This window comes from Pseudomonas sp. NA-150 (assembly GCF_044336365.1).
Lineage (GTDB): Bacteria > Pseudomonadota > Gammaproteobacteria > Pseudomonadales > Pseudomonadaceae > Aquipseudomonas.
The window spans coordinates 3,574,831-3,598,089 of record NZ_CP172305.1 but is presented as its reverse complement, the minus strand read 5'-3'; the positions used below and the strand labels follow the sequence as shown (position 1 = coordinate 3,598,089).

Genomic DNA, 23,259 nt, shown 5'->3' with positions numbered 1-23,259 from the left:
TTCGCTCACAACTGACACCTGGAGCCTGCGTGCCGCATCAACTGCCTGACGATCTGTACCCGCCCGAACGCTTGCCGTGGATCAAGCGCCTGTTGGCCCGCCTGGTGGGCCGTGGCCTGACAGGGTTGGGTGCCCAGCACGTGCCTTCTTTTTCCCAGGGCTATTCCGACGGCTACCTGAACGGACACGGCGAGGGCATGAACGAGGGCTACGCGGAAGGGCGCTTCGACGGTATCGAGGAAAGCCGACAAGTGCTGTTGATCCGCGATACACGGCCCACGGAACACCGAGGCCCGCGCATTGATGATCATCTGTTCGATGACTGGCGCCTGGCCCTGACTCCGGAATTGAAGAAGCGCATCAAGGCTGATGTGGCCCTCAAGCTGCCAGTGCATGCCCAGCCCAGTGCGGCGCAGTGGAAGATGATTTTCAGCGATACGCCGTCGACCTATGTGGTGGCCGGGGCCGGGGCGGGTAAATCCACCTCACTGGTGCTGCGTATCCTGATGCTGACGCATTACCTGGGCTTTGAACTCAACTCGTTGACCGTGGTGACGTTCACCCGCGAGTCGCGCAAAGACTTCATCAACAAACTGATCGCAATCATGGCGCTGTGGGGCCACAGCATGAGCCTGAAAGAAGGCCGTGAACTGGTGCGCACCTTCCATTCGCGCATCTTGCCACTGGTGCGCAGCCTGCCCGGTTTCAGCGAACTGCGCGCATTCGAGAACCTCAGCAACCAGGCGGCGACGACCACGCTGGAAGAGGGCGCGGACAGCAACCCGTTCGATTTGCGTATCAACGATGCGCAGCGTCAGCAACTGAACCGCTGCTATCACGACCTGTATACGAGCAACCAGCGCTTTCGCGAAGTCATGGCGCCGTTGTATCGCCATTCCTTGCAACTCAAAGAACTGGACCGCGATCACCCTGACGTACAAAAGCGCATCACCGTGATGGGACTGTCGTCCACCCGTGACGAAGAACTGTGCGACACCATTGAGGACCTGTGGATTCGGGCACAGGCGTGGCCGATAAAAGGCATTGAGCCTATGCGGCAAACCGTTGAAATCAATGGGCTTGCCTTCCACTTTCACGGCTATATCGCTGAACTGGATGCCTGGGTGGTGCTGGGGTTCGATCCATCGGAAAACCAGCAAATGAAGCGTCCGGGAGCCAAGTTGCCGGTCTGGGCGGAATGGGTGATCAAGCGCACCCTGTTTCAAGCTTTCTGCCGTAAGCCTGTGATTTGGCTGGAAAACTATGATTCAGCCAGTCGCGTTTTGCAATCGCTTGCCGGGTCAGCCGTGGCCGGACCAGGGTTTGATTACAAGGTGAAGGGTGAGCTTGGCGCGGCACCCTTGCTCGATGCCTTCGTCACGGCCGCCAGTTTCATCGAGAACCTGGGCCTTGATGTGTCGGCGGCGGTAGCGCAGATGAGTTTTGCCGCCAATGATCCCGACCGCTATTTCTTCGAAGCCCTGAGCCTGTTCTGGAAAGCCTTCGAAGCGCATTTGCTCGCGCAATCACCGCCGGTGATGACCTACAACCGCATGTTCGCGTTATTCGGTGAAACCTCGCCGGAAAACCTCAAGTTTGTCAGCGATGAACTGCTGCGACCCTTGTCACACCTGATGATCGACGAATTTCAGGACGTCTCGCCGCAAATTGTCTCGTGGATTCGCGCCAGCCTGCGGGAGATCCGCAGCCGTGGCCCGGCCATGCACATCGGGCGGGTGGCGCAGCGTTCATCCTTGTTGTGCGTCGGCGACGATTGGCAGTCGATCTATGGCTGGCGTGGCAGTTCGCCGAAATTCTTTATGGAGTTCGCCAAAGAGTTCTCCTCGCCGGCCACCACCAAAGTGATGCTCAGCGACAACTTCCGCAGCCACCAGCACATCATCGATGCCGCCGAGCATATCGTGCGTGCCGCCCCGGCGATTGCCGGCAAGAAGGCCAAGGCCGGTGGCGTGGCGCAGGAACTGTTGCCGGTGACCATACTCGACCGCAACGATGACGAGCTGACCGTGCGCTTGATCCAGCACTATAACGACGGTGACTCGGTGTTGCTGCTGTACCGCAAGAGCAGTGAAAAAGCTAATTTTTCCGAGGACTTACAGCGACTTGTTAATTACGATTATGGGTTGCCCGCTGAGTCGCGTCGCTTCAAGCAACTGACCTATCACAGCGCCAAAGGCTTGCAGGCGGATGCGGTGTTTTTGCTGGGTGACTGTCAGCACCTCACGCAATCGCCTTATAAAAACCAGGTGTACCGCATGGCCGGGTTGGGCAAGGATGGCGATGCGGACCCGTTCGACAGTGCGCAAAAGGATGAAATCCTGCGCCTGGCGTATGTGGCGATCACCCGGGCGGTGCGGCACTGTTATTGGTACATCGACGCTAACGGCGTCGGCGCCGCCAATGGCAGCGACAAGGCCGCGATGCCTAAGGCCTCCGACCGGATTGCCGGAGACAAACCGTTTTTCGAAGACCTGCGTGGGCAGGGAATCAAGCAATAGGGGTAGACAGGAAGCAGGTCAGCCTGCTTCCCGGCTCAGGAAACCTTGAGCGTCAGCGACGGGACAAACGACTCGAGTTCGTCCTCGATCGCTTCGATGATCCGCTCCACATCGGTGGCGTTCATCACCGTTGCACACGGGATCGCCGCAATAGCGATCAGCGTCTCGCCACTGGCGCGATCAAACAGCCGCGCCACCATGCTACTGGGCGCGTCCATCGAGGCTTCAAAACCGACCGGGTGAAAATGCCAGCGCATCAGCTGACAGGCATTGGGGAACGTGACTTTATTCATGGGCTCACCTTGTTCAATCGAGCACCGCGAGTAGCTCCAATGGGAAGGGGACGGATCAACTGCATGGATCCTTCACGACAGTAAAAGTAGCACTCCAATCGGTCGGTTTGAATGATTTTTTGTGACCAGGCGATAACTTTTACAGTTCTTTGACGTAGGTCATGTCCGAGTACTGGTTAAGCGATTTCCTACAACGACGAATGGTACGAAAGCAGGGTCTCTCGCCTGAAAAAATGCTGGCATTTAAATGTTAAGAAATATTTCGTAATCGTCCTGAATAAAAGCGCAGGCCCTGCCGATACAGGCTTAGTGAGTGGTACGACAACCTTTGTCGGCCGCGTAATTATCGATTGAGCACCTGTGTGTTAAGTGCTTGCTGCATGGACGCTCCGGTTTCTTTTATTTTTGAGAGCAACTCCATGTCATTACGAAACATGAACATTGCCCCGCGCGCTTTTTTTGGATTCGCGTTCATTGCCCTGCTGGTTATCGTGCTGGGCGTTTTCGCCCTGAATCGCATGTCGGTGATTCGTCAGGCTACCGTCGAAATTCAAACCAACATGCTGCCCAGCGTGAGCTATCTGGGTGACGTCAACGAAGGTCTCCTGCGTCTGCGCCTGCTGGCTTTTCGCGTGTTGTTCAGCCGCGAACCCGCCGACCTGAAAGATGCGTCCGTAAAGATCTCCGAGTGGGTAGACAAGCTGCAGAAAGCCAAAAAAAGCTATGCCAACCTGCCCGCTGATGGAGGCGAGCGTGCGCTCTATAGCGAGCTTTCCACCACCTTCGACCGCTACCTGACCGAACAAAGCCGGATGCTGGACCTGTCGCAACAAGACAAGGTTGACGATATTCGCACGCTGGTGAATATCCAGATGAAGGCTGAGTTTGAGTTGATGACCAAACAGGTCCAGGGGCTGGTGGACATCAACGAGAAGGCCGCGACAGAAGCTTCGGGGGTATCGAGCAGTCAATACGACGCGGCTAACGTGGCCATCGTGAGCATGTCGCTCCTCGCCGCCGCGTTGACCGTGCTGCTGGCCTGGCTGTTGACCCGCAGTATTGTTACGCCGCTGGCCACCGCGTTGCGCGCCGCGGAAGAGATCGCGGGCGGCAACCTGACCAAGCACATCGAAGTCGAGGGCAAGGACGAACCGGCCCGTCTGTTGGGTGCGTTGCGGGTCATGCAGCAAAACCTGCGCAAGACCATCGAGCAAATCTCCGGCTCGGCGACCCAGTTGGCCTCGGCGGCCGAAGAGTTGAGCGTGGTGACCGATGAATCCTCTCGCGGGCTGCAACAACAGAACAACGAAATCGACCAGGCGGCCACCGCCGTCAACGAAATGACCGCCGCCGTGGAAGAAGTCGCGCGCAACGCGGTATCGACCTCCGAAGCCTCGCAACAGTCCAACCACACCGCCCGCGAAGGCCGTGATCGGGTGGTTGAAACCGTGACCGCAATCCAGGCGATGTCCCACGATGCGCAGGCTACTTCCAAACTGGTGGAAGGCCTGGCCGAACAAGGCCGTGACATCGGCAAGGTGCTGGACGTGATTCGCTCTATTGCCGAGCAAACCAATTTGCTGGCATTGAACGCAGCCATTGAAGCCGCGCGTGCCGGCGAAGCCGGTCGTGGCTTTGCGGTGGTGGCCGACGAAGTGCGGGCATTGGCTCATCGCACGGCGCAGTCCACCAGCGAAATTGAACAGATGGTCGCCGGGATTCAGACCGGTACGGGGCAGGCGGTGCAATCGATGCAGCTCAACACCAACCGCACTCAGTCCACCCTCGAACTGGCGCAGGCCGCCGGGGTAGCGCTGGAACAGATCACCGGGGCTATCTCGCAGATTAACGAGCGTAACCTGGTCATCGCCAGTGCCTCTGAAGAACAGGCGCAAGTGTCGCGAGAAGTGGATCGCAACCTGATGAACATCCGAGACCTGGCGACTCAGTCCGCCGCCGGGGCCAACCAGACCAGCGCCGCCAGCAATGAGCTGTCGCGTTTGGCGGTGGACCTCAACGGCATGGTTTCAAAGTTCGTGATTTAACCGCTGCACGCTGTAGGAGCTGCCGAAGGCTGCGATTGCGTTGTGTCATAAGAATCGTTTCGCAGCCTTCGGCAGCTCCTACAAAGTTTCAATGTTAGCTAGTCGTTCTGTCCCTTCCTGGAGTACAAAAACATGTCGCTAAGAAACATGAATATTGCCCCGCGTGCCTTTCTCGGATTCGCCTTCATCGCGGTGCTGGTCATCGGGTTGGGGATCTTTGCCCTGAACCGCATGGCCGTCATTCGCCAGGCCGCCACCGATATGGAGGTGACTGTGGTGCCGGGCATCAGTTACCTGGGAGACATCACCGAGAACGTGTTGCGCTTGCGCGTGACGTCGTTCCGCGTATTGGTCAACCGCGAGCCTGCGATGCTGCAGGAAAGTACCGGGCGCGTTGATGACCTGGCCAACAAACTGCAAAAAGCCAAGGCTAATTACGCGGCATTGCCTGCAACGCCCGAAGAGGTCGCCTTGTATAAGACCTTCAGCGCCACGCTGGAGAGTTACCTGTCTGCGCAAAGCCGCATGCTGGAATTGTCGCGGGATAACCAGCTGGAAGAGATGCGCAACGTGCTCAACACCCGCATGAAGTCCGATTCCGACTTGATGGGTGAGCAACTTAAACAACTGGTCGCCATGAATCGTGACGGCGCGAAGAAGGCCTCGGGATTCGCCGGCGAGCAATACACCAGCGCCAATCTCATGGTCATCATCGTGGCGGTGAGCGCGGTGCTGCTGACGGTGATCCTGGCGTTGTTGCTGACCCGCAGCATCGTCACACCGTTGAATCGTGCCCTGCGCGCCGCCGATGAAATTGCCGGTGGCGACTTGACTAAAGCCATCGAGGTCGACGGCAAAGACGAGCCGGCACGTCTGTTGGCGGCATTGCGCAGCATGCAGCAGAACCTGCGCAAGACCATCGAGCAAATCGCCGGCTCGGCCACCCAGCTGGCGTCTGCAGCCGAAGAGCTGAACGTGGTGACCGAAGAAGCCTCGCGCGGTCTGCAACAGCAGAACAACGAGATCGAACAAGCGGCGACGGCGGTCAACGAGATGACCGCAGCCGTGGAAGAGGTCGCGCGTAACGCAGTCTCGACTTCCGAAGCGTCGCAGCAATCCAATCACACCGCCCGCGCGGGCCGTGACCGGGTGGTTGAAACGGTGTCGGCGATTCAGGCCATGACCCACGACGTGCAGACCACTTCAAAACTGGTGGAAGGCCTGGCGACCCAAGGCCGTGATATCGGCAAGGTACTGGACGTGATTCGTTCGATTGCCGAACAAACCAACCTGCTGGCGTTGAATGCCGCCATCGAGGCGGCGCGCGCCGGTGAAGCAGGGCGCGGCTTTGCGGTGGTCGCCGACGAGGTGCGGGCACTGGCCCATCGCACCGCGCAGTCAACCAGTGAAATCGAACAGATGGTCGCCGGCATTCAAAAAGGCACTGGCGACGCGGTGCAATCGATGCAGCTCAATACCGATCGTACCCAATCCACACTGGACCTCGCCCGGGCAGCCGGTGAAGCGCTGGAACAGATCACCGGCGCGATTTCGCAGATCAACGAACGCAACCTGGTGATCGCCAGCGCCTCCGAGGAACAGGCGCAGGTGTCGCGAGAAGTGGATCGCAACCTGGTGAATATTCGTGACTTGGCGACGCAATCGGCGGCGGGGGCTAACCAGACCAGCGCGGCGAGTCATGAGCTGTCGCGTTTGGCGGTGGACTTGAGCGGGATGGTGTCGAGATTTGTGATTTAACCCTTGTAGGAGCGGGCTTGCCCGCGATGGCGCAGTGACTGACTGACTCACCGCGCCAAGCCGATCGCGGGCAAGCCCGCTCCTACAGTGTGTGTTACCTGGCAGCCCACGCCTTGGGATTCACCAGATTCACCGGCCGCTCACCGGCCAACGCGCTGATCAGGTTCTCCACCGCACAGCGTGCCATGGCTTCGCGGGTTTCATGGGTCGCCGAGCCGATATGCGGCGTTGCCACGACGTTGCTCAGTTGCAACAGCGGCGAGTCATGATTCAACGGCTCGCGCTCGAACACATCCAGCCCCGCGCCGCGAATCTGTCCCTGTTGCAGCGCGCTGATCAATGCCGCCTCATCCACCACCTTGCCCCGCGAGATGTTGATCAAGATGCTCTGCGGGCGCATCAGCGCAAACTCACGGGCGCCGATCAAACCCTCGGTGTCGGCAGTCAGCGGCAACGTCAGGCAGATGAAATCGGCTTCCTGCAACAGCGCTTCGAGGCTGCGATAACCGGCATTGAAACGCGCTTCGACCGCCGGCTTGGGTGAGTGGCTGTGGTAAATCACCGGCATGCCGAAACCGAAATGCCCGCGCTGGGCCAATGCCTCGCCAATCCGTCCCATGCCGATAATGCCCAACGTCTTGCCATGGACGTCGCTGCCAAAATGCAGTGGACCGATGTTGCGTTTCCACTGGCCGGCGCGCACCAGATTCGCCAGTTCCACCACCCGCCGTGCCGTGGCAAGGATCAGCGCAAAGCCGGTATCGGCGGTGGTTTCGGTCAACACGTCCGGGGTATTACTGAGCAGGATCCCGCGCCGGTCCAGATAGTCCAGATCGTAGTTATCGATGCCCACCGAAACACTGGAAACAGCCTCCAGTTTTGGCGCCAAGTCCAGCAGCGCGGCATCGAGCTTGATGCTGGCTCCGAGCAGGCCATGGGCGTCGGGCAGCGCTGCACGCAGGCGGGCCAGGTCATCGCGCTTCGGTTCGTCGATCAAGGTGACGTCGGCATGCGCCTGCAAGCGGCTCATCAGCGTAGGCGACAGCTTTTTATACAGCACGACCTGTTTCTTCATTTTCTTCATTCCAAATCAAGGGTGCACGGCGGCGCGGCGCAGCGTGCGGCTGGAGGGCGCCGGCTTTGAGTCGTTGTGGGGATTGAGCAGCAGGGTCAGCACCACCGAAACCAGCAGCGCACCGCTCATCAACAGGTAAGACGCGCCGGGGTTTCCAGTGACCCCGTTCAGATAACCGACCAGGTACGAACCGGCGAACGAACCGAGGGCGCCCATGCTGTTGATCAAGGCCATGGCGCCACCCGCGACATTGGACGGCAGGATTTCCGGAACGATGGCAAAAAACGGTCCGTAAGGCGCGTACATACTGGCGCCGGCCAGCACCAGCAGCGAATACGACCACCAGAAATGCTCGCTGCCAAGCAGGTAGGAGCCGTAAAAAGCGAAGGCGGCGATCAGTAGCGGCGGCCAGACGAAGCGCTTGCGTCGCTGAATTCGGTCCGAAGCCCAGGACACCGCGAGCATGGCGATGATCGCGGCCAGGTACGGCAATGCCGACAGCCAGCCGGCCTGGATCATGTCCAGATGCGCGCCTTGCTTGAGAATCGACGGTAGCCACAGTACGAAACCGTAGACGCCGATGCTCCAGCAGAAAAACTGCAGCGCGAGAAGGATCACCTTCGGCGAGCGAAACGCTTCGGCGTAGTTTTTCACCGGTTTGATCCCGGCTTGCTCGGCGTCCAGTTTGCTTTGCAACTCTGCTTTTTCCGCCTCGCCCAACCAGGTGGCTTGAGCCGGTTTTTCATCGGCCAGACGCCACCAGATAAACGCCCAGATGATCGCTGGCAGGCCTTCAATGATGAACATCCAGCGCCAGCTGAAATGCGCCACCAGGTAGCCCGATACCACCGACATCCAAAGCATGGTCACCGGATTGCCGAGGATCAGCACGGTGTTGGCCCGCGAACGTTCGGCCTTGGTGAACCAATGGCACAGGTACACCAGCATCGCCGGCATCACCGCCGCCTCGACCACGCCGAGCATGAAACGAATGCCGACCAGCATATAAGCGTTGGACACGATGCCCGTCAGGGTCGCCAGACCGCCCCAGAGGATCAGGCTGACGAAGATCAGCTTCTTCACGCTGTTCTTTTGCGCGTAAATCGCGCCCGGCACCTGGAAGAAAAAGTAACCGAGGAAAAACAGCGCGCCGAGCAACGACGATAGGCCGGGGGTGATGTGCAGGTCTTCGGCCATGCCCGAGGCGGTGGCGAAGCCGTAGTTGGCGCGGTCGAGGTAGGCCAGACTGTAGGTGATGAACACAATGGGCATGATGTACAGCCAACGCCGGTTGATGCGCCGCTTGGCCATGTCGAGTATCTGTTGCATGTCGAGGCTCCTGAGCTTGTTGTTTTTGTTGCAGCAGGTCATTGAAGTAAAAACGCGGTCTGTGTAGGAGCAAGCTTGCTCGCGATCGGCTGCGCAGCAGTCGTAAATTCGGCTTGTCAGTTGTGCCTGACACTCCACATTGACTGGTTCTACTGCCGCTTTGCGGCAGATCGCGAGCAAGCTCACTCCTACAGGTATTAGGTCAAACCTGTAATTCTGTGCGCAACGGCAAGCCCTCCATGTCGCCGCGACTTTGTACCGCGCGGCTGCCGATCCAGTTGCCCCGCGCGACAGCGGCAGGAAAACCCTGATTCTCCAGCAAGGCGCTGATCACCCCGACGGCAAAGCCATCGCCGGCACCCACGGTGTCGATGACCTTGGCCACCGGCACGCCGGCGATAAAGCCTTGGTCTTGATGGGTGCGGAAATACGCGCCCTTGGCCCCCAGCTTGATCACCACGGCTTCGACGCCTCGATCCAGATAGAACCCGGCAATGTCATCCGGGTCTTCATGGCCGGTGAGCAAGGCACCTTCTGCCAGCCCTGGCATCACCCAGTGGGCAAGCACCGCCAGGCGATTGACCTCGGTGATCATCTGCGCTTGGCTGGACCACAGCGCCGGGCGCAAATTCGGGTCGAACGACACACTGCGACCGGCGTCATGCATGGTGCTCATCAGGTATCCGGACAACTCGCGGGCACTGGCCGACAGCGCGGCGGGAATCCCGGTGGCGTGCAGGTGACGGGCATTCAGCAGGTCGGCGCTGACGTCTGCCACCGACAGGCGACTGGCCGCCGAACCGCGGCGGAAATATTCGACCTTGGGATCATTGCCAGTCAGCTCGCGGGACTTGAGCTGAAATCCGGTCGGGTGCTCGGCATCGACGCTGACATGGCGGCAATCGACGCCTTCGCGTTGCAAGCTGTCGACCACGAAACGCCCCAGCGAATCAGCGCCGACCCGGCTCAGCCAGGACACCTTGAAACCCAGGCGCGACAAACCGATGGCGACATTGCTGTCAGCCCCGGCAATACGTTTTTCGAAATGCTCGACCCGGGCCAGATCGCCCGGTTGTTCGGCGACGAACATGGCCATGGTTTCGCCAAACGAAAGGATATCGATCTCAGGCATGACGCGCACACTCCTGTTCCAGTCCGAGGTGGGCGAGGGTGTTGATGTGCTGGCGGCTGAGCTCCAGCAGATCATCGCCTTGCAACGGGTACTCAATGGCGCGCGGCACACCGTAGGTAAACTGCTGCAACAGTTGCTCCCAAACCTGCAGATCGCTGGCCTGGGGCGGGATCGCAATCAATTTGCCCTGGGCATTGCGGGTCACCGCCTTGCAGTGCACGTACTCGACATAACGCCCCAATTGCTTGGCGGCGCTGGTCGCCGACTGCTCCTGCCATTGCCAGTTACCGATATCGAACGTCAGGCCCAGCGGCAGGTTCAATTCTTCGACGGCGGTCATGAAACGGCAAAAGGGTTCGATGCGCCCGCCCTGGACCGTTTGATCGTTCTCCACCAGCAGCCGTATGGTGTGGCGCGCGAGGCAGTCGGCCAGCGCGGTGAGATCGCTGCTGTCGCTGAAATGGCCGAGGGATACTTTCAGCCAGCGTGCGCCACAGGCTTTGGCGCGCAGCAAGGTGGCATCCAGTTCCGGGTTTGGCAGGTTGTGGCCTGTTAGCCATAGCTCCAGTGGCGACGAGTACAGGCACTCCAGACGGTGCGCGGCAATCGCCGGTGCCAATGCGGCGTGGTTGGCTTCGGTGAACAGTTCTTCGCGCAATTCGATACGCGTGGCGTCGGCCTCGGCCAACAGCGAAATAAAACTGGCCTGGCCAAGCTCACGGACGCAATCGGCGCCGTAGCTGGAAAGACTGATGGAGACGGGGTGCAGGCTCATTGTTGTGGTCCTTTGAAACCGGTTTCAATTCGGAGCAAAAATAACGGCCGTGAAGGCCGTGGTAAAGCCGAGGGGCAGCGGGTCAGGGTCGCTTTCGGGTGGAGCCGCGCACGATCAACTGTGCCGGGAAATCGTACAGCCGAGGTGGTTGTTGTTCGCCACGCAGGCGATCGAGCAGGCACTCGAAGGCGGTCACGCCGATCTGTTCAGTGGGCTGGGCCAGAGAGGTGATGCCGGTGCCGACCAGTGGATACCAATCCAGCTCGTCGAGGGCGATCAGGCCGAGGTCGTCGAACAACGGGCAACCCAATTCGCGCAACAGCCGAGTGCAGGTCAGGGTGGCGACGCCGTTGCCAGTGAACAGGGCTTTCGGACCCGGGCCGGGGGCATTGAGGAAGGCTTGCAGCTGCGCGGCCAACTGATCGCTGGTTTCCAGTACTTGCCCGCGCAGGTTGCCGCGCTCGGCGATCAGTTGGTTGAACGCCGCGACGCGCTCCAATCGGGAGCTGGTGCCGTCCTGCTGCTCGCTGACCAGCAGGATGTCGCGATAGCCTTGTTGTTCCAGGTGGTCGATGGCCTGGCGCACGGCGTCGGCGTTATTCAAGCCGACCAGATCGCTGGGCAATTGCTCGACCTTGCGATCGATCAGCACCATGGGCAGTTCTTCGTGCACCTGGCGCAGCTCATCGACGTGATGCCCGAGGGTGTTCACGATCAGGCCCTCGACGTTGTAGGAGCGCCAGCGCCGCCAGATGCAGGCGTTCCTGCTCATCATCGCGAGCGGTGTTACACACCACCAAGCTGTAGCCATGCCGCCGGCACGCGGTTTCAACACCGTGCATCACGGCTACGGAATAGGGATTGCGAATATCGGCGACCAGCATGCCGATCAGGCGGGTACGGCCGCGTTTGAGGCCACGGGCCATTTGGTTGGGGCGATAACCGAGGGTGTCGATGGCCTGTTCGATGCGCAACGCGATGGCGTCAGAGAGCAATTGCCGGTCTTCGCCGATAAAGCGCGAGACGCTGGCTTTGGACACGCCAGCCAGTTCGGCGACGTCATTCATCGTCACGCGCGGACGGCCGGGAGCAGAGAGACTATTCACACATCGGACCCTGATTGTATTTATTGGGCTCTGAAAACGGTTTCAGGAAACACCAAAGTGAGAAGGGCGTCAACTCCCTTTGGTGTGAGTGGTACATATTTTTACTGCTGTAACGGACTTGTAGGCGCTGCCGAAGGCTGCGATAAGGCCAGTACGGCCTGAGATCGTTATTTTTAATGGGTTATTAACCTGATGGGGGCTGCCGAAATGCATAAACCTGATTTTGTCGGTGCTAGATGATATGCGCCTGATGCAACTCGGTCAGCGCCTCGATCTTCAAGCGTGCCAACTGCGGATCACGCCGGTCTCGTGGGTGGTCGAGTTCAACCTGCAAGGTCTGGCGAATGCTGCTCGGGCGGTTGTCCATCACCAGCACCCGATCACTGAGGTACAGCGCTTCGTCCACGTCGTGGGTCACCAACAACAGTGCAATCGCGTGATGCTCGGCCAGTTGCAGCAGTAAGTCCTGCAGCTTCATACGGGTGAACGCATCGACGGCACTGAAGGGTTCGTCCAGCAGCAGGGTTTGTGGCCGCGAATACAGTCCCCGGGCGATGGCCACCCGTTGCGCCATGCCACCGGACAGGGCTTTAGGCAAGGCCTGGGCAAAACCGCTGAGGCCGACTTCGTCGATCAACTGCGCCACCCAGGCTTTGTCGTAATGGCGGTCATCGCTGAAGCCGATGTTTTGTTCGACCGTCAGCCACGGCATCAAGCGCGGCTCCTGAAACACGAAGGCGACATCCCCGGCCGCTCGGTGCAGGGTGCCTTCGAAATCTTTTTCAAGACCAGCGACGATGCGCAACAGCGTGCTTTTACCGCAGCCGCTGGGGCCGAGCAGGCTGACCACTTCGCGTGGGTGCAACTGCAAATGGACGTTTTGCAGCACCGTGGTGTCGCCGAAGGTTTTGCGCTCGAGGTGAATCTCCAGCAGCGGTTCAGCCATGTGTCATTGCTCCCGGCCTTGGCCGTTGAAGGTGTCGCGCCAGGCGAGGAAGCGTTTCTCCAGCGCCGCCAGCACGCCGTCGCTGAGTTTGCCCAAGGTGGCCAGCACGATAATCGCGGCGAACACAATGTCCGGGCGCGAGGTTTCCCGGCCGTCGCTGAGCAGATACCCGAGGCCTTTGGTGGCGGCGATCAACTCGGCGGCCACCAAAAACATCCAGGCCAGGCTCATGCCGCTGCGCAAGCCGGTGAACAACCCCGGCAGGGCCGCGGGCAACAAAATGCGCAGCACCAGACGCCGCCGGCTAAAGCCGTACATCTGTCCGACTTCCACCAGCTTGCGGTCGATATCACGGATCGCCGCGACGCCGTTGAGGTACACCGGAAAGAACGCGCCAATCGCGATCAGGACGATTTTCGAGGTTTCGTCGATGCCCAGCCACAGCAGCAACAGCGGCACCCAGGCCAGGCTAGGAATCGAGCGCAAGGCGGCGAAGGTCGGTTCCAGATAGGCCTCGGCTTCACGGCTCAGCCCGACCCAGGCAGCAAACAGCAACGCCAGACTGCTGCCGATAGCAAAGCCCAGCAGCACCCGCAGCAGGCTGGCGCTGATGTGTTTCCACAACGCGCCCTCGGCCAGATCCCGCAGGGTCAGGACAATCTCGCTCGGTGCCGGCATTTGATAGGCCGGCACCCATCCCAGACGCACCACGATCTCCAGTACAGCGATGATCAGTAGCGGTAAGGCGAAACCCTTGAGCGACTGACGGCTCACTGCTTGGCGATCACGACGTGACTGAAGCTCGGGTCGATCAGTTGATCTACCACCGCATTCACGTCCACGCCCTTACGCACCAGGTCTTCGGAGACCAGGATCGGCGCGGCGGCTTTCAACGCTGCGATGTGTTCAGCGCCCGGCTGTGAGTTGCTGAAGTCGGTGCGGGACAGTTGCAGCTTGGCGACTTCCAGCGGCAGGCCGGATTCGGTGGACAGCAGTTGTGCCAGTTCCTCGGGGTTATGGCGGGCCCAGTCGCGGGCTTTTTCATAGGCGCCGAGTACCGTCTCGATCGCCTGCGGGTGCTGTTTGGCGTACTGCTCGGTAACGTTGATCACCCCGTAACTGTTGAACTCGACATTGCGGTAGAGCAGGCGCGAACCGGCCTGGATCTGACTGGCCGCGAGATGCGGATCAAGCCCGGCCCAGGCGTCGACATCACCTTTTTCCAGGGCGATGCGACCATCCGCGTGCTGCAAATGCACCAACTCCACATCGTCCTTGGTCAAGCCGGCCTGTTGCAGGCTGCGCAGGGTAAACAGGTACGGGTCGGTGCCTTTGGTGGCGGCGATTTTCTTGCCCTTGAGGTCGGCCACGGTCTTGATCGGTGAATCCTTGCGCACCGCCAGTGCGGTCCATTCCGGGCGGCTGGCGATGTACACGGTCTTGATCGGACTGCCATTGGCCCGACTTAACACCGCCGCCAAACCGGCGGTGGAGGCGAAATCAATACTGCCGGCGTTGAGGTATTCCAGCGAACGGTTGCTGCCTTGGCTTTGCACCCAGGTGACTTTGGTCTGCGGCAAGGCTTTTTCCAGCCAGCCGAAGTGGCGCAGCACCAGGCTGGTCGGTGAGTAGTAGGCGTAGTCCAGATGCAGCTCGGTCGGCGGGGTTTCAGCGGCCTGAGCCGAGGGTTGCACGCTGAAGGCGAGGGCGCAGGCGCTGGCAAACAGCGTGAAGGCGCGGTGCAGTGAGGTTTTCATCGGCAGCTTTCCAAGAGGGATTTGGAAAGGCAGGATTGCAGGCTTTGTGCCAGCGGCTTGACGCGGTCCCTGTAGGAGCTGCCGAAGGTTTGGGCTGCACTCGGACGATCCAGTGCGCAGCGCTGGTAAATGGTGGAAATTCAACATTCATGAAGGCCGTACCGGCCTTATCGCAGCCTGCGGCAGCGCCTACGAGAATTGTGTGGCAGCCCACACATTGCTGATTCACTGTTGCGCCACCAACAGCCGCCACAATGATTTTTCGGGAAAAAGTTGTCAGCAGATGTGTCTGCCCTGCATGCTGCACCGCCTTTTTATGTATTGGGATTTTGCCAGTCATGTCTGCCGACGCGTCACGCACTGCCGATGTATCCTCCCGCCGCGCCGCGATTGTGTTGGCGCTGTGTTTGCCTTGCGACGCGCTGTTGTATTTGTTGCTGCCCATGCAGGCACAGGCGTTCGGTGTCACCCTGGCCCAGGCCGGCATCCTGCTGGCCGCCAACCGAATCGTGCGAATCTTCGGCTATAGCTACGTGATGCGCTTCTACGCGCGCCACGGTGACCGGCCAACGCTGATGCTGGCGGCTGGCACGGCGGCGGTGTGTGGCGTGGGCAACGCGCTGGTGTCCGGGTTTTGGTGGCTGCTGATTCTGCGCTTCGGCTGGGGCCTGTGTTACGGCGCGATGAACCTGTCGACGCAAGTGCTGGCCACCTCGGAAGCTGGCGGTGCTGCACATCGAGCCGGGCGCTCGCGCGCTTATATTGCCGCCGGGCCGATGATCGCGCTGCCACTGGGCGCCTTGGCAAGCCTGTATTTCGGACCACGGCTGATCTTCCTGCTGACCGTCGTCAGCGCACTGGTCGGGCTGTGGGTCGCTCGCGGTCTGCCGAGCGCCGCGCATGCGTTGTCGGCACCGACCGGTCGGCGTTTCAAATTGCCGGACGGCGTCGCGATCTGGTCATTCGTCGAGGGCGTTGCCCTGGATGGCTTGTTCATTTTTGGCCTGTCGTTGCAGGCCCAGGCCATGCTCGGCGGTAATGCGGTGATCATTGCCGGGGTGTTGCTGGCGCTGCGTTACGTCTCGGAAATGCTGCTGGCGCCGCTGGGTGGTCGGGCTGCAGCCAACTTCGGCGCGTTGCGCATGTTGGTGGTGTTCTCGACCCTGAGCGCCCTGGCGCTCAGTGCATTTGGCAGCCACTGGCTGATCGCCGGCGCTGCTGCCGTGTTGATCTTGCGTGCGCTGCAGCTACCCTTGGTGGTCACCATTATTGCGCAACGCAACCCCAATGAAGGCCGGGTCCAGGCCATCGCCGCCAACGCTGTGTGGCGTGACATCGGTGCCGGTGTCGGTCCGTTGCTGGCCGGGGTGTTGTTGCCGGTGGCGTCGGCGCCCTGGGTGTATTCGTTGGCCGGGTTGGCCATCGTCCTCAGCGCTGTCGGCTGTGCCTGGAAAAAATAATCGTAACAGACAGCTAGCTGACAAGTTTTCTTACAAACAAGCGGTCGAAAGTTCAACGGTGATTCTGCACCCTGCGCAACCTTTCGCAGTCGTTTGAGCCAGAAGGCTCCCCAACGCGTGTTAAACGCCAAGAGACACATGAATACATTTATTCGTTATGCCGGCTTGAAGCGTTTTCGCCCGTTGCTGCTGTCCGCGCTAGTGGTCAGCGCCGTGGTGCTGGGGTTTTCCCTGAGCACGCAGGCTGAAACGGCAGACGGAACGCAAACCCTGGTGTTCATGCGTCACGCGGAAAAACCCGAGGACGGTCTGGGGCAGCTCAATTGTCAGGGCCTTAATCGATCCATTGCCTTGTCTGGCTTGCTCCCCAAGCTGTTTGGCGACGCCAACTACATCTTCGCCGCCAATCCGACACGCCATGTCGAGGAGGGGCCCAACGACGCTTCGTTCGCCTATCTGCGGCCGTTGCTGACCATTTCTCCCAGCGCGATCAAGCTCGGGCTGCCGGTCAACATCGATTTCTCAGCCAACGACGTCAGTGACCTGGCCAGTGAGCTGTTGCGCGACAAATACCACAGCGCCATCGTCTATACCGCCTGGTCCAACGGCTACCTACCGAAGTTGATCAACGAAGTGGTCAGCGATGCGACGGGGAAGAAGCACAAAATCGTCGATGACTGGGCCTCGGATGACTTCGACTCGCTGGTGGTGGTGTCCCTGGTCTGGCACGACGGCAAGGCCACGGTCACCCACAAAGTGGTCCCGCAGCAGTTGAACGGTGGTTCGCTGGTGTGCCCAGGCATGATGCCGACACCGCTCTAAGCGTATTCCCAAGCGGTACGCGGATCATGTGCAACTGATCGACCACGCACAGCTACGACGCCACTGCCCGTGCTCGCAATGCCAGGCGTTTCGACTGCAAAGCTTGAACCCGGTGGTGTCGCCGACCATTCGGTTGCTGGAGATCAATCCGCAGGGATATGGCCTGCAACTGATGCTCAGCGACGGCCATGAGCGAGGGATTTACCCGCGGACGTATTTGGCGGGGATCAGTGTCGACTGTAGGAGCTGCCGAAGGCTGCGATAAATTGACATCGCGAAGGTCGTTCCGACCTTATCGCAGCCTTCGGCAGCTCCTACAGATTGAGACCAACCTCAAGTTTGTATCCGGCCACAAATCCCTGTAGGAGCCAACTAGTTGGCGAATGGCTTGACGCGGTGTTTCAGGAGATCACGCGAGCGGGTTTACTTGAAAGCTTTGTCGAACGATGTATCGATCACGGTGCTGGTATCAAACGCCTTCGGCAACGCCCCGGTCTGCACCAGGAAGTCTGCGGTGCCCTGGTAATCCTTCGCCGCACCCGTGTCCACAGGGCCAACGGTCATGTCAGCCTGGCCAATCCAGTGACGCGACACGGTTTGATCGAGGCCGGATTTCTTGGCCCAGATATCGGCGTAGGCATCCTTGTTCGCTTGCACCCAGGCCCGGGCTTTTTGCAGGCGGCCGAGGAAGTCGGCGATAGCGGCGCGTTTGGGTTCGATGGCGTTGGCATTGGCGGCGATGCTCGACAGGCCGGGCATCAAATCGCGGGCAGTCAGGATCGCACGGGCGCCGGAAAACACTTCCTGCTGCGAGATGTAGGGTTCCCACACCGGAAAGGCGTCGATGCTGCCTTGGGGCAGGGCGGCCGCAGCATCAAGCGGCATCAGTTTGACGAACTCGACGTAATCTTTCGGCAGGCCGGCTTTCTCCAGCGCACGCAAGGTCAATTGCTGGCTCCAGGCGCCCGGCCAGTAGGCGACCTTTTTGCCTTTAAGATCCTGGATAGTTTTGGCGGGCGAGTCTTTCGGCACCAGCAATGCGATGGTGTCGGGGTTCTGCCGCGAGACACCAATCAACTTCACTGACGCGCCTTTTGCGGCGAGAAAGATAAACCCGGAATCGCCAAGAAAGCCCAGGTCCAGTGCCCCGGCTTCCAGACCTTCTGCCACCGGCGCCGCAGACTGGAAGTGCTTCCAGTCGACGGTGTACGGCGCGCCTTGCAACACGCCAGAAGCTTCGACCGAGGCCTGCACGTTGTAGTAATTCTGATCGCCGACCACCAGGGTCAGTGGCTCGGCGGCCTGGGTCAGCGGTGTCGCCAGTACCAGGGTGGCAAGGCTGTTGCGAATGAAGCGGGAGAGGGTCATTGCGGTTTCTCGAAAGGAGGTTCGAGAAGCGAAATTGCACGGCGCATGCCAACTGGAAATTAACCCAATGCTGCTACTTCTCGCGGGTTTTTGTGCTGGTTGGTGTGGCCTGTCGGGCAAAGTGTTCAGGCAGTGTTGCTCAGTCAACACATATCCGTAGCAGCCCGGCTTGCCGGCGACGGCGATTTTGGGTAGGCCGATGCCGGCAAGCCGGACTGTTACGGGCCATATCCAGTTGAAACAAAAAAGCCCCGCCACCTCTATATAAGGTGGCGGGGCTCAGTCAACGCTTAGCGACTCAGGCCTGTGGCTGCCAGCCACCACCCAAGGCTTTGTAGATCGCCACGATCCCGCGGTACATGTCGATCTCGGCCTGGGCCTGGGAGTCCTCTGCCGCCAGACGCTCACGTTCGGCATCAAGCAACACCAGGAAGTCGACGGTGCCTTCGCGGTACTGGATCGAGGCCAGGTCGGCGGCCTTGCGGCTCGCTTCACTTTGACGAATCAGCGAGACCAGGCGTTCCTGACGCTTGCTGTAGTCACTGAAAGCGTTTTCCGACTCTTCCAGCGCCAGCAACACGTGCTGTTCGTAGTTGGCGAGTGCGCCTTCTGCGTCGGCGTTGGCGCCACGAATCCGCGCTCTTACGCTGGCCAGGTCAAAGGCGGCCCAAGTAATGCTTGGGCCCAGGGACCAGGCTTTTGCCGCTTGCGAACCGATCTGCGAACCACGACCCGCGGTGAAACCCAGGAAGCCGCTGAGGCTGACCCGTGGGAACAGGTCGGCGGTTTCTACGCCGATGTCGGCGGTGGCCGAGGCCAGTTGGCGTTCGGCAGCGCGTACATCGGGACGGTGTTCCAGCAGCTCGGTCGGATCACCGATTGGCAAGGCCTTGGCGATCGCCGGCAGCTTCGCCGGACTCAAGTCCACGCTCAGGTTTTCCGGACGCTCACCCAGCAAGGTCGCAATGCGGTTGCGCTGACGCACTTGCTCGGCTTGCAGTTGAGGCACGGTGGCCTCGACGGCTGCCAAACGGGCATCGGCACGCACCACGTCCAGTTCGTTACCGACACCGGCTTCACGCAGGTTGACGGTGACGGTCCGCGAGTCCTGCTGGTTTTTCAGGTTGTCCCGAGCAATGCCTTCACGCAGTTGCGCGCCGCGCAGTTGACCGTAAGCATCCACCAGCTCGGCGGTCATGGTGACCTGGAGCTGGAACAGGTTGGCTTCGGCAACGTCCTGATCGGCGGTGCTGGCTTCCACTTGGCGCTGGATGCGACCAAACAGGTCGACTTCCCAGGCCATGTCCAGGCCCACATCGTAGCGCTCGGTGTTGACGCGCTTGGTGGTCTGGCCAGGGATTTGACCCTTGCCCAGATCGGCCGTGGCGCTGCTGGTGATAACCGGCATCTGTGCGATGGACACTTCATCACGCACGGCACGGGCGGCTTTCAGACGGGCGAAGGACACGCGCAAATCGCGGTTGTCCTGCAAAGCCTTGGTCACCAGTTGATTAAGGATCGGGTCGTCGAACTGCCCCCACCAGACGGTTTCAACGTGGCTGCGGTCATAGTTGCCTTGAACCGACGACTGGACCTTGGCCGGAGCCTGCACCGGCTTCTTGTAGTCAGGGCCGACGGTGCAAGCCGCCAGCGCGATGACCAACAGGCTCGGCAGGAAAAATTTCACACTCATTGTTGCGTCTCCAGCTTCAGGGCTTTGTCGGCTTTGCGAGCTTGCTTGCGTCCCACATAGTTACGGATCAGCACATAGAACACGGGGGTCAGCAACAGACCGAAGAAGGTCACACCCAACATCCCGGAGAACACGGCAACACCCATGGCGTGACGCATTTCAGCACCGGCACCGCTGGACAGAACCAGAGGAACAACACCCATGATGAAGGCGAACGAGGTCATCAGAATCGGACGCAGACGCAGACGGCAGGCTTCCAGAACCGCTTCCAGCGGCGTCTTGCCTTTCTCTTGTTCGTCTTTGGCGAACTCGACGATGAGGATCGCGTTCTTACACGCCAGGCCCACCAGTACGATCAAACCGATCTGGGTGAAGATGTTGTTGTCACTGTGGGCAATGATCACACCGGCGATGGCCGACAGCAGGGTCATCGGTACGATCAGGATCACTGCCAGTGGCAGGCTCCAGCTTTCATACAAGGCAGCCAGTACCAGGAATGCCAGCAGTACGCAGAGCGGGAACACCAACAGGGCGGTGTTGCCGGACAGGATTTGCTGATACGTCAGGTCGGTCCACTCGTAGGTCATGCCGTTTGGCAGTTCATCTTTGAGCAGTTTTTCAATGGCAACCTGAGCTTGACCCGAGCTGTAGCCCGGAGCGGCTGCGCCGTTGATTTCAGCAGTGATGAAGCCGTTGTAGTGCGAAACGCGATCCGGCCCCGAGGTGTCGCTGACCTTGATGAAGGTCGCCAGCGGGATCATCTCGCCCAGGTTATTGCGCACTTTCAACTGGCCGATCTGCTCGGACTCCAGACGGAACTGTTGTTCAGCCTGCACGTTGACCTGATAGGTCCGGCCAAAGCGGTTGAAATCGTTGGCATACAGCGAACCCAGGTAAATCTGCAGGGTGTCGAAAATGTCCGAAATCGCCACGCCGTGAGTCTTGGCTTTTTCCCGGTCGATAGCGGCATCGACCTGCGGCACATTCACGGTGTAGCTGGTGAACAAACCGGCCAGACCTGGGGTGGTACGGCTCTTGGTGATGATGTTCTGGGTTTCTTTATACAGCGCGTCGTAGCCCAGGTTGCCACGGTCTTCGATTTGCAGGCGGAAACCACCGATCGTGCCCAGGCCCTGTACCGGCGGCGGTGGGAAGATCGCCATGTAGGCTTCCTGGATTGCACCAAACTTGCCGTTCAACGCACCGGCAATCGCACCGGCGGACTCGCTTGGGTCTTTGCGCTCTTCGAAAGGCTTCAGCGTTACGAACACAATGCCAGCGTTAGGACTGTTGGTGAACCCGTTGATCGACAGACCCGGGAAGGCCACCGAGCTTTCCACGCCGGGCTGTTTCAGCGCGATCTCGGACATGCGCTTGATCACGTCTTCGGTACGGTCCAGGCTCGCCGCGTCAGGCAATTGGGCGAAGGCCACCAGGTATTGTTTGTCCTGGGTCGGTACGAAACCGGTCGGCGTGGTGGTAAAGCCCATCCAGGTCAACACGATCAAACCGGCGTATAGGAACAGCGCTATACCACTGCTGCGAATCACCCGGCCAACCGTTCCGACATAGCCATGGCTGGCCTTTTCGAAGAAGCGGTTGAACGGACGGAACAGCCAGCCACCCAACAGTTTGTCGAGGAACTTGGAGAAACCGTCTTTCGGGGCATCGTGACCTTTAAGCAGTACCGCCGACAGGGCCGGTGACAAGGTCAGCGAGTTGAACGCCGAGATCACCGTGGAGATCGCAATGGTCAAGGCAAACTGTTTGTAGAACTGACCCGTCAGGCCGGAGATGAAGGCCGCCGGTACGAACACCGCACACAGCACCAACGCCGTCGCGATAATCGGGCCGGTCACCTCTTTCATGGCCTTTTTGGTGGCTTCGATCGGGGTCAATCCAAGCTCGATGTTCCGCTCGACGTTCTCCACCACCACGATGGCGTCGTCCACCACGATACCGATCGCCAACACCAGGCCGAACAACGACAGGGCGTTAAGCGAGAAGCCAAACAGGTGCATAACGGCGAAGGTACCGATCAACGACACCGGTACAGCGACCAGCGGGATGATCGAGGCACGCCAGGTTTGCAGGAACAGGATAACTACCAATACCACCAGAATCAGTGCTTCGAACAGCGTATGGATCACCGCTTCGATGGAACCACGCACGAAAATGGTCGGGTCGTAAACGATCGAGTAGTCCATGCCTTGCGGGAAGTTCTGCTTCAGCTCGGCCATTTTGGCGCGAACTTCGTTAGAAATTTCGATGGCGTTGGAACCAGGGCGCTGGAAGATCGGGATCGCCACCGCAGGTTGGTTGTTCAGCAACGAGCGCAAAGCGTACTGACTGGAGCCGAGTTCAATCCGAGCGATGTCTTTGAGGCGAGTGATTTCACCATTGGCGCCGGAGCGGACGATGATGTTTTCGAACTCTTCCTCACTGACCAGACGGCCTTGGGTGTTGATCGACATCTGGAAACTGGTGGCATTGGGTGCCGGCGGTGAACCCAACTGGCCGGCGGCCACTTGACGGTTTTGCTCGCGAATGGCGTTGACCACGTCAGTGGCGGTCAGGTTGCGCTCTGCGACTTTATTTGGATCGAGCCACACACGCAGCGAGTAGTCACCCATGCCGAACAGTTGCACGTCACCCACGCCACCGAGTCGAGCCAGCTCATCCTTGATGTTGAGGATGGCGTAGTTCGACAGGTAGAGCATGTCGTAGCGTTTGTCCGGCGAGGTCAAGTGCACCACCATGGTCAGGTCCGGAGAGGCCTTGTCCACGGTGATGCCGATGCGCGTCACTTCTTCTGGAAGTTTCGGCTCGGTCCGGGTCACGCGGTTCTGCACCTGCACCTGGGCGTTGTCCAGGTCAGTGCCCAGCGCGAAGGTGATGGTCAGTGTCAGCTTGCCGTCCGCGGTAGATTGCGAGGACATATACAGCATGTTCTCGACACCGGTGATGGCTTGTTCCAATGGCGCGGCGACGGTTTCACCGATGACTTTGGGGTTGGCGCCCGGGAAGTTGGCACGCACCACCACGGTGGGTGGCACGACTTCCGGGTATTCACTGATCGGTAGCTGGAACAGTGAGATCGCGCCGGCGATCAGGATCATCAGCGATAGCACCGCTGCGAAGATCGGCCGCGAAATAAAGAATTGAGAAAAATTCATTCGGA

The 23,259-nt window shown here is 59.8% G+C and carries 16 protein-coding genes and 3 pseudogenes; 7 read left to right on the top strand and 12 right to left on the bottom strand.

All coding sequences use genetic code 11. The features are described 5' to 3' along the window. The first annotated feature begins 29 nt into the window (after window positions 1–29). Window positions 30–2,519, top strand: a complete 2,490-nt coding sequence (locus ACF0H7_RS16905; RefSeq protein WP_397448057.1) for a UvrD-helicase domain-containing protein — start codon at window positions 30–32, stop codon at window positions 2,517–2,519. A 35-nt stretch (window positions 2,520–2,554) separates the two neighbouring features. Here the strand turns inward: ACF0H7_RS16905 and ACF0H7_RS16900 are convergent, their stop codons facing one another. Further along, window positions 2,555–2,812 (bottom strand): DUF1652 domain-containing protein, encoded by a 258-nt coding sequence (locus ACF0H7_RS16900; protein ID WP_397448056.1) that lies wholly within the window; start codon window positions 2,810–2,812, stop codon window positions 2,555–2,557. Between the two features lie 419 nt (window positions 2,813–3,231). Here ACF0H7_RS16900 and ACF0H7_RS16895 point away from each other — a divergent pair, with 419 nt between their 5' ends. From ACF0H7_RS16895 to ACF0H7_RS16885, 3 genes and pseudogenes are all read left to right on the top strand, one after another. Next, the gene (locus ACF0H7_RS16895) at window positions 3,232–4,857 is read left to right on the top strand and encodes a methyl-accepting chemotaxis protein (RefSeq protein WP_397448055.1); all 1,626 of its coding nucleotides are present in this window, start codon (window positions 3,232–3,234) and stop codon (window positions 4,855–4,857) included. Between the two features lie 132 nt (window positions 4,858–4,989). Then, window positions 4,990–5,757, top strand: a pseudogene (locus ACF0H7_RS16890) (MCP four helix bundle domain-containing protein); the annotation flags it as partial. Then, the gene (locus tag ACF0H7_RS16885) at window positions 5,752–6,615 is read left to right on the top strand and encodes a methyl-accepting chemotaxis protein (protein WP_397453921.1); all 864 of its coding nucleotides are present in this window, start codon (window positions 5,752–5,754) and stop codon (window positions 6,613–6,615) included. The pseudogene ACF0H7_RS16890 and the gene ACF0H7_RS16885, both read left to right, overlap by 6 nt. Before the next feature lie 94 nt (window positions 6,616–6,709). On the opposite strand, the gene ACF0H7_RS16880 is transcribed toward ACF0H7_RS16885, so the two are convergent. The 8 genes and pseudogenes from ACF0H7_RS16880 to ACF0H7_RS16845 form a co-directional block, all read right to left on the bottom strand. Beyond that, entirely contained in the window at window positions 6,710–7,690 is a 981-nt protein-coding gene (locus ACF0H7_RS16880) for a 2-hydroxyacid dehydrogenase (protein ID WP_397448054.1), read from the bottom strand. Between the two features lie 15 nt (window positions 7,691–7,705). Beyond that, the gene (locus ACF0H7_RS16875) at window positions 7,706–9,001 is read right to left on the bottom strand and encodes an MFS transporter (RefSeq protein WP_397453919.1); all 1,296 of its coding nucleotides are present in this window, start codon (window positions 8,999–9,001) and stop codon (window positions 7,706–7,708) included. 220 nt (window positions 9,002–9,221) lie between these two features. Further along, window positions 9,222–10,151, bottom strand: a complete 930-nt coding sequence (locus tag ACF0H7_RS16870) for a sugar kinase (RefSeq protein ID WP_397448053.1) — start codon at window positions 10,149–10,151, stop codon at window positions 9,222–9,224. Further along, entirely contained in the window at window positions 10,144–10,926 is a 783-nt protein-coding gene (locus ACF0H7_RS16865) for a sugar phosphate isomerase/epimerase family protein (protein ID WP_397448052.1), read from the bottom strand. Before ACF0H7_RS16865 ends, ACF0H7_RS16870 begins: the two co-directional genes overlap by 8 nt. An 82-nt stretch (window positions 10,927–11,008) precedes the next feature. After that, a pseudogene (locus ACF0H7_RS16860) lies at window positions 11,009–12,032 on the bottom strand (LacI family DNA-binding transcriptional regulator). A gap of 232 nt (window positions 12,033–12,264) precedes the next feature. After that, a complete protein-coding gene (locus ACF0H7_RS16855; RefSeq protein WP_397448051.1) occupies window positions 12,265–12,978 on the bottom strand; it encodes an ABC transporter ATP-binding protein in 714 nt (237 codons plus the stop codon). Window positions 12,979–12,981: 3 nt separating this feature from the next. Continuing rightward, window positions 12,982–13,752, bottom strand: coding sequence for an ABC transporter permease (locus tag ACF0H7_RS16850; protein ID WP_397448050.1), 771 nt, complete (start codon window positions 13,750–13,752; stop codon window positions 12,982–12,984). Then, window positions 13,749–14,735, bottom strand: coding sequence for an aliphatic sulfonate ABC transporter substrate-binding protein (locus tag ACF0H7_RS16845; RefSeq protein WP_397448049.1), 987 nt, complete (start codon window positions 14,733–14,735; stop codon window positions 13,749–13,751). Before ACF0H7_RS16845 ends, ACF0H7_RS16850 begins: the two co-directional genes overlap by 4 nt. A gap of 338 nt (window positions 14,736–15,073) precedes the next feature. Here ACF0H7_RS16845 and ACF0H7_RS16840 point away from each other — a divergent pair, with 338 nt between their 5' ends. From ACF0H7_RS16840 to ACF0H7_RS16830, 3 genes and pseudogenes are all read left to right on the top strand, one after another. After that, entirely contained in the window at window positions 15,074–16,195 is a 1,122-nt protein-coding gene (locus ACF0H7_RS16840) for an MFS transporter (protein WP_397448048.1), read from the top strand. Window positions 16,196–16,333: 138 nt separating this feature from the next. After that, window positions 16,334–17,017: a histidine phosphatase family protein gene (locus ACF0H7_RS16835; protein WP_397448047.1), complete on the top strand. Its 684-nt coding sequence runs from the start codon at window positions 16,334–16,336 to the stop codon at window positions 17,015–17,017. Between the two features lie 31 nt (window positions 17,018–17,048). After that, window positions 17,049–17,282: pseudogene (locus tag ACF0H7_RS16830) on the top strand (gamma-butyrobetaine hydroxylase-like domain-containing protein); the annotation flags it as partial. A gap of 158 nt (window positions 17,283–17,440) precedes the next feature. Here ACF0H7_RS16830 and ACF0H7_RS16825 read toward each other — a convergent pair. The 3 genes from ACF0H7_RS16825 to ACF0H7_RS16815 all read right to left on the bottom strand — a co-directional run bounded on the left by ACF0H7_RS16825 (window position 17,441) and on the right by ACF0H7_RS16815 (window position 23,254). After that, window positions 17,441–18,385 carry an ABC transporter substrate-binding protein gene (locus tag ACF0H7_RS16825; protein ID WP_397448046.1) on the bottom strand — a complete coding sequence of 315 codons (945 nt, stop codon included), beginning with the start codon at window positions 18,383–18,385 and terminating at the stop codon, window positions 17,441–17,443. Window positions 18,386–18,683: 298 nt separating this feature from the next. Further along, complete coding sequence (locus ACF0H7_RS16820) at window positions 18,684–20,078, bottom strand: efflux transporter outer membrane subunit (protein ID WP_397448045.1); 1,395 nt, start codon at window positions 20,076–20,078, stop codon at window positions 18,684–18,686. After that, entirely contained in the window at window positions 20,075–23,254 is a 3,180-nt protein-coding gene (locus tag ACF0H7_RS16815) for an efflux RND transporter permease subunit (protein WP_397448044.1), read from the bottom strand. The genes ACF0H7_RS16820 and ACF0H7_RS16815 overlap by 4 nt, the downstream gene beginning before the upstream one ends. Between the last annotated feature and the right edge of the window lie 5 nt (window positions 23,255–23,259).